This is a genomic window from Actinomycetota bacterium, assembly GCA_018334075.1.
GTDB lineage: Bacteria > Actinomycetota > Coriobacteriia > Anaerosomatales > UBA912 > JAGXSC01.
On sequence record JAGXSC010000031.1, the window covers coordinates 1 to 5,884 of the forward strand.

At 57.1% G+C, this 5,884-nt stretch carries 6 protein-coding genes; 5 read left to right on the forward strand and 1 reads right to left on the reverse strand.

Annotated features, from left to right (window positions below):
• Window positions 1–59 precede the first annotated feature (59 nt).
• The 5 genes from aroE to KGZ89_04180 all read left to right on the forward strand — a co-directional run bounded on the left by aroE (window position 60) and on the right by KGZ89_04180 (window position 5,506).
• Window positions 60–962, forward strand: a complete 903-nt coding sequence (aroE, locus tag KGZ89_04160; GenBank protein MBS3974041.1) for a shikimate dehydrogenase — start codon at window positions 60–62, stop codon at window positions 960–962.
• Window positions 959–2,629: a Flp pilus assembly complex ATPase component TadA gene (gene tadA, locus KGZ89_04165; GenBank protein ID MBS3974042.1), complete on the forward strand. Its 1,671-nt coding sequence runs from the start codon at window positions 959–961 to the stop codon at window positions 2,627–2,629. Before aroE ends, tadA begins: the two co-directional genes overlap by 4 nt.
• Before the next feature lie 339 nt (window positions 2,630–2,968).
• Complete coding sequence (locus tag KGZ89_04170; GenBank protein MBS3974043.1) at window positions 2,969–3,295, forward strand: roadblock/LC7 domain-containing protein; 327 nt, start codon at window positions 2,969–2,971, stop codon at window positions 3,293–3,295.
• A 44-nt stretch (window positions 3,296–3,339) separates the two neighbouring features.
• A complete protein-coding gene (locus KGZ89_04175; protein ID MBS3974044.1) occupies window positions 3,340–4,959 on the forward strand; it encodes a DUF4388 domain-containing protein in 1,620 nt (539 codons plus the stop codon).
• A 19-nt stretch (window positions 4,960–4,978) separates the two neighbouring features.
• On the forward strand, window positions 4,979–5,506 hold the full coding sequence (locus KGZ89_04180; GenBank protein ID MBS3974045.1) for an ATP/GTP-binding protein: 528 nt from the start codon (window positions 4,979–4,981) through the stop codon (window positions 5,504–5,506).
• A gap of 165 nt (window positions 5,507–5,671) precedes the next feature.
• Here KGZ89_04180 and KGZ89_04185 read toward each other — a convergent pair.
• A partial coding sequence (locus KGZ89_04185) for a hypothetical protein (GenBank protein ID MBS3974046.1) occupies window positions 5,672–5,884 on the reverse strand: 213 nt, incomplete at its 5' end.

A 5,884-nucleotide genomic window follows, 5' to 3' on the forward strand; every position in this document is an offset into this window, starting at 1 on the left:
CTGGCGGGCCGTGAGCCACTGTCGTAAGCTGCCGAAAGAATTCGTACTAGTGAGGGAAGATGCCAGTGGGTAAACCGATCAGTGGCAAGACCCGCCTTGCGGGCATTCTGGGAATGCCAGTGAATCACTCCTTGTCGCCGGCGATGCACAACGCCGCATATCGCGAGCTTGATTTTGACTGGGCTTACGTGCCGCTGGGCCTCAAGCACGAGGACGACCTCGAGCGGGTGCTGCGAGCGATCAGGGTGCTGCCCTTTGTCGGCTTCAACGTCACTATGCCTTTCAAGCAGGCGATGCTGACGTACTGCGATGAGGTGGCGATGGCCGCAAAGATGGCGGGGGCCGTGAACACGGTTCACTGTGTGGACGGGCGCCTTGTCGGCTACAACACTGACGGCCGAGGGCTCGTGGAGTCACTTGCCGAAGAAGCACGATTCACTTCAGGCGGCGAGAACATCACGATCATTGGCGCGGGAGGAGCGGCTGGGGCCGCCGCTGTCGCATTCATCCTTGAGAAAGCCGGAAGAGTCGCTATTGTCAATCGAACGGTAGAGCGCGCCGAAGAGCTCGCTGACCGCCTGATGCCCTATGCCCGATCAACCGAGATAGTGCCGCTTCACGTTTCCGAGGCCGAAGAGCAGATCAGAGAGTCGAGATTGCTGATCAACGCCACCCCGACGGGAATGGCTCAAGATGATCCCTCGCCGATTCCGGTTTCGTGGATCTCTCGGGATCAGATCGTTTGCGACATGGTATACAACGTTCGAGAAACGGACCTGCTCAAGGCGGCTCGCGATGCAGGAGCTCTTGCCATAGGCGGGCTGGGAATGCTCGTGCATCAGGCTGCGCTCGCCATCGACATCTGGAGTGAGACCGCGCAGCACAAAGCCCCCCGCGATCTGATGCGCTCCGCCGCGCAGTCAGTGCTGTCGAGCACCTGCTCAGGCGAGGTAATCGAATGAGCGCGGCCACATCGAAGCGCCTTGCCAGGATATTGGTGAAATCCGGCGTGATCACCGCCGAGCAGATGGAGGAAGCTCTTCTCCATGAGGGCAGCGCCTCCCTTACATCGGCGATAAGCTCTTTGGGCTTTGCCGATGAGGTGAAGATTGCACAGACAGTCGCCGAAGAGATGAAGGTGGCCTACGTCGACCTCGGCGCTTTCGAGATAGACCCGAACGCCGCGATTAATTTCTCCTCCGAGCTGGCCAGGCGCTACATGCTTTTGCCGATCAAGGTGCAAGATGATGAGCTGATTGTCGCGATGGCCGATCCGACGAACGTGTTTGCCATCGATGACGTTCGAATCGTGACCGGCCGAGAAGTTCGTCCTGTCGTGGCAGCAGAGAGCGACCTGCTTACCGCGATCGATCGTTTCGCCGCCTCCAGGCAAAACGTCGATGAGATGGTTGGCGATCTGGAGGATGCCACGGAGGGGTTCGGAGCGCAGGAGGTTGAGTCGGAAGAAGACGCGGCTCCGGTCGCGAAGTTGCTCAATCAGATCGTCACCGAAGGCATAAGGCGAGGCGCGGGTGACATCTACATCGAGCCTTACGAGAGGGAGATGAGAGTCAGGTTTCGCGTAGACGGCGTGTGTCAGGAGATCATGCGTAGCCCCAAAAAGTTGAACCGGCAGCTCATCAGCAGATTGAAGATTCAATCGGGGATGGACATCGCCGAGCGACGCATACCCCAAGACGGGCGTTTCGGGGTCATACTCGATGGTAAGGGCGTGGATTTCCGTGTTGCCGTGCTACCCATCGTCAATGGCGAGATGGCTGTCTTGAGGCTACTTCGCAAGGACTCTATCATGATGTCACTGAAGGATCTGGGCTTTCTCGAGCACAATATGCATCGGCTTTTTGACGCTCTGAAGCTGCCTTATGGAGCTATTCTCGTGACCGGGCCTACCGGTTCGGGCAAATCAACTACCTTGTATGCTGCGATAAATGAAACGAACGACCCCAAATCCAACATGATCACAGTGGAAGATCCGGTCGAGTATCGTCTTGCTGGACTCTCACAGGTCCAGGTGCATGAAAAGGCGGGGTTGACTTTCGCGGCCGCACTTAGATCCATCTTGCGCCAGGACCCCGACAGGGTGATGATCGGCGAGATCCGCGATAAGGAGACCGGAACCATTGCGATTGAGGCGGCGCTAACCGGACACCTCGTGCTCTCCACTCTCCACACCAACGACGCCCCTTCGGCTGTGACGCGTTTGACCGAGATGGGAATCGAGCCCTTTTTGACCGCCTCGGCGATAACGTGCGTTCTCGCTCAGCGACTGGCTCGCCGGCTGTGCTCAAGTTGCAAAGAGGCCTACACGCCGGAGGTATCAGCGCTGACACGCGTCGGTTTTGATTTCGAGCCAGATAACTTGCCGACTCTTTATCGCGCAAAAGGATGTAAGAAGTGTAATAACATTGGATACAAAGGGCGGATGGGGATACACGAAGTGCTCTCGATGTCCGAGACGCTCGAGCGGATGACGGTCGAGCATGCCTCGGCAGATGAGATTAAACGCCAAGCGATAGTGGAAGGCATGCGAACCCTTCGTGACGACGGCTTTGAGAAGGCTAGGATGGGGTTGACCTCCATTGAGGAGGTGCTCAGAGTAGTTGTCTAACGGTTTTGGTGGCCACTCTCTGGCACTTTCATGGACAATGGTTGTTATAGCTGCCTTTTTCGTGAGAGACTAGCTGTGCGTTTCGCCCATTTGGCTTCTGCCGGCGAATTGTTGTAACAAAAGACGTTATTCAGGGAGGTGCCGCACCGCGTGGCGAACAACGGAACCAACGACTATTTCATCAGTGATGTTGATGATGAGGTAGTAGAGGAGGATTACGATATTATCGCGGCTCCGGTAGTCGTTGTGCCTGAGCCAGTTGTGGCACCGCAACAGCCTGCCCCTTCGCCTCGCACACCGACGCGCGAAGAGCGCCTTGAGACATCCTTGAACGCCCTGATGATCAGGTCAACCGATATTCAGGCAGCGGCGCTAGTGAGCATGGATGGTTTCGTGATGGCCTCCGCGCTTCCCGAAGGCATGCAGGAAGATAGGGTAGGTGCGATGTCCGCCGCCATCCTTGGTCTCGGCGAGCGAGCTGCTGCCGAGCTAGGACGCGGGCATCTGACACAGGTTTTCATCGAAGGTGAAGGTGGATACGTCATTTTAATCTCGGCGGGCGAACGCGGAGTGCTTACCGCGCTTACTCTCGAGGACAGTAAAGTGGGACTTGTTTTGTACGACATGAAGGCCGCTGCGGCCGAGATGGCCGCGATCCTCGGCTGAATTCGCTGGTGAGGGATCATACTAGAAGGGTACGAAAGTAGCCGATGGCGCTTCGCGGAAACCTAAAAGACTTTAGCTTGCCCGACGTTTTCCAGCTGATTTACTTCAGCAAGAAGACGGGTGTGCTGCGAATCATGCGTGCCGATGGCTCGCGTGGGTCGGTATGGTTTCGCGACGGCGATGTGTTCTTCGCGCAATCCAACTGGCGAGGTGAGCCGCTGGGCGAGCGTCTGGTTCAGGCTGGCCGAATCACCCCTAATGCGCTGAATAGGGCATTGGAGATTGCCTCGGGACCAGTGGGAGGCGACAGGCGTCTCGGCCAGGTGCTAATCGATGAAGGTTATATCACCGACAAGATATTAGAGACATTCGTCCAGGAGCAGATCGAGGACACCATCTTTGATTTGATGCGATGGGACGATGGGGATTTCGATTTCGAGCTTCTTCCAGAGGTGCTTCACGAAGACATTGGACTCTCGGTTTCGATTGAAAATGTAGTGATGGAGGGCAGCCGTCGCCTGGAAGAGTGGGCGCGAATCAAGAAGAAGATCCCGTCCATGGACGTAGTTTTCAAGATGGCCACCGCCCCTGGCGAAGGCACATTTGAAATCTCGCTCAAACCGATAGAGTGGAACTTGCTGCTGCTCGTAGATGGCTCTCGTTCTGTGGCCGAACTTGCGGCAGAGAAAAAGCGTACCGACTTTGAAGTGGCGCGCATCATGTATGGCCTGTTCTCTGCGGGGCTGCTCGAGGTCGCCAGTGAGGACGAGGTTGAGCGTTTGCGTGGTGAACGTCTCCAGAGAGAGGCCGAATTACGCGCGCTTGAATCTGAGCGAGAAGCTGCGATGAGGGTCGACGTCAAGGTTGAACCTGAAATGCCAGAGTTTCTCGCCGCATCGCCGGCGCCCACAGAGGCCGACATTGCGGTACTTGAGGAGATGATGGGTGCGGTCCTGATGCCCGTGCCCGTGCTTGAACCAGAAGCTGAGCCCGAACCAGAACCCGAACCGGAGCCGGAACCCGAGCCCGCGTGGGAGCCCGAACCTGAACCTGAGCCCACACCCGAACCCGAACCGGAGTTTGAGCCCGAGCCCACACCCGAGCCCGAACCGGAGTTTGAGCTGGCGCTTGGGGCGATGCTCGAGCCGGAACCACAGCCCGAGCAGACGCCAGAGACTTATATGAGCACTCCGATTATCACCGGGGATCTTGAGCGTGATCTTATGGCTCTCGGCCTTGGAGAGCTGCCAGGACCTGAGCTTTTAGAGCCCAGCGAGCCTCCGCAGCCAGAGGATGCTCCAGTTACTGAAACGGACACGGCATCGGATCTCTCCTTCATCCTGGAGTCACTTGAGGATCTGACGGGGCCGGACGCGGTAGAGCTTCCAGATGACACTGATGACGAGCCACTCTCGCCCCCTAAGACGGGAGTCATATCGACTGATGCATTTATGGCTGATATCTCGGTTGAAGATATGGGTGCTGGCTTTACCCGTAGCCTCGGCGCCGAAATATCGGCACTGACGGGCGCGACAGAAAGCAAGCGCCCCGTCGCCAGCGTGAACAAACTGACAGAGCAAACCCTCTCGGCATCGCTGCAGCGTGACAAAGCGGTGGGCAGGGAGTTGCTACTCAAGATCATCGAAGGTATCGATAAACTGTGATAAGGAGATCCGTGACCTGATGCAGTCAGTGAAAGTCGTAATCACCGGGCCTTTCAACGCCGGAAAAACAACCTTCATAAAGTCGGTCAGTGAGATTACCGTGCTCTCAACCGAGCGGCAAGTCTCCGACGTTTCAGGTGAAGGTCGCGGAGAGACCACCGTTGCCATGGATTTTGGCCGGATCACCATCTCGGAAGACGTCGTCCTGTACCTGTTCGGTACGCCGGGCCAGGAAAGATTTTCCTTCATGTGGGAGACGCTATCCGAAGGAATGCTGGGCTTTGTGCTTCTCGTCGATATCTCGGACAGCGACTCTTTTTCTGATGCGGCCGCCATGATCCAATTCTTCCGAGAGATGTCCGATGTTCCCTTTGTGGTCGCCGCAAACAAGGTCGCTCCTGACGACTTGGATTTGATACGGTTCGCTCGTGAACAGCTCGCTCTGGAAGACTCGATTCCGCTGCTTCCACTTGACGCAAGGGACCGGGACTCGGTGAAGTCGGTCTTGCTGGGACTGATGCACAGAATACTGGACACCATGGCCTAAACATGGATGTCTGGGTAATTATACTGTTCGCCTCGTTCGCTCTCGCGGTTGTTTCCGTTTTAATGCTGACGATCAGCTTGATAAGATCTCTCGGCGTTCGTGAAGAACAGGTCACTTTTTCCACCGAGGACTTCTATCAAGAGCCGATCGAGACCTCTGAGCTCGCTACAGCAAGTGAGGCGGACGCTCTAACGGACTCGCATGAGAGGTATACACCTGACTGGCTGAAAGAGCCGTTACGCACAGGCGACTGGCGACCTGCGCCGCAGCCTGAACCGCCACCTGCGCCGCAGCCCGAACCCGAACCCGAACCTGCGCCGCAGCCCGAACCCGAACCCGAACCTGCGCCGCAGCCCGAACCCGAACCCGAGCCTGCGC

Excerpts from the sequence above, each read along its gene's own strand:
- aroE (MBS3974041.1), top strand. The coding sequence starts at position 60 with ATGCCAGTGGGTAAACCGATCAGTGGCAAGACCCGCCTTGCGGGCATT.
- tadA (MBS3974042.1), top strand. The coding sequence starts at position 959 with ATGAGCGCGGCCACATCGAAGCGCCTTGCCAGGATATTGGTGAAATCC.
- KGZ89_04170 (MBS3974043.1), top strand. The coding sequence starts at position 2,969 with ATGATCAGGTCAACCGATATTCAGGCAGCGGCGCTAGTGAGCATGGAT.
- KGZ89_04175 (MBS3974044.1), top strand. The coding sequence starts at position 3,340 with ATGGCGCTTCGCGGAAACCTAAAAGACTTTAGCTTGCCCGACGTTTTC.
- KGZ89_04180 (MBS3974045.1), top strand. The coding sequence starts at position 4,979 with ATGCAGTCAGTGAAAGTCGTAATCACCGGGCCTTTCAACGCCGGAAAA.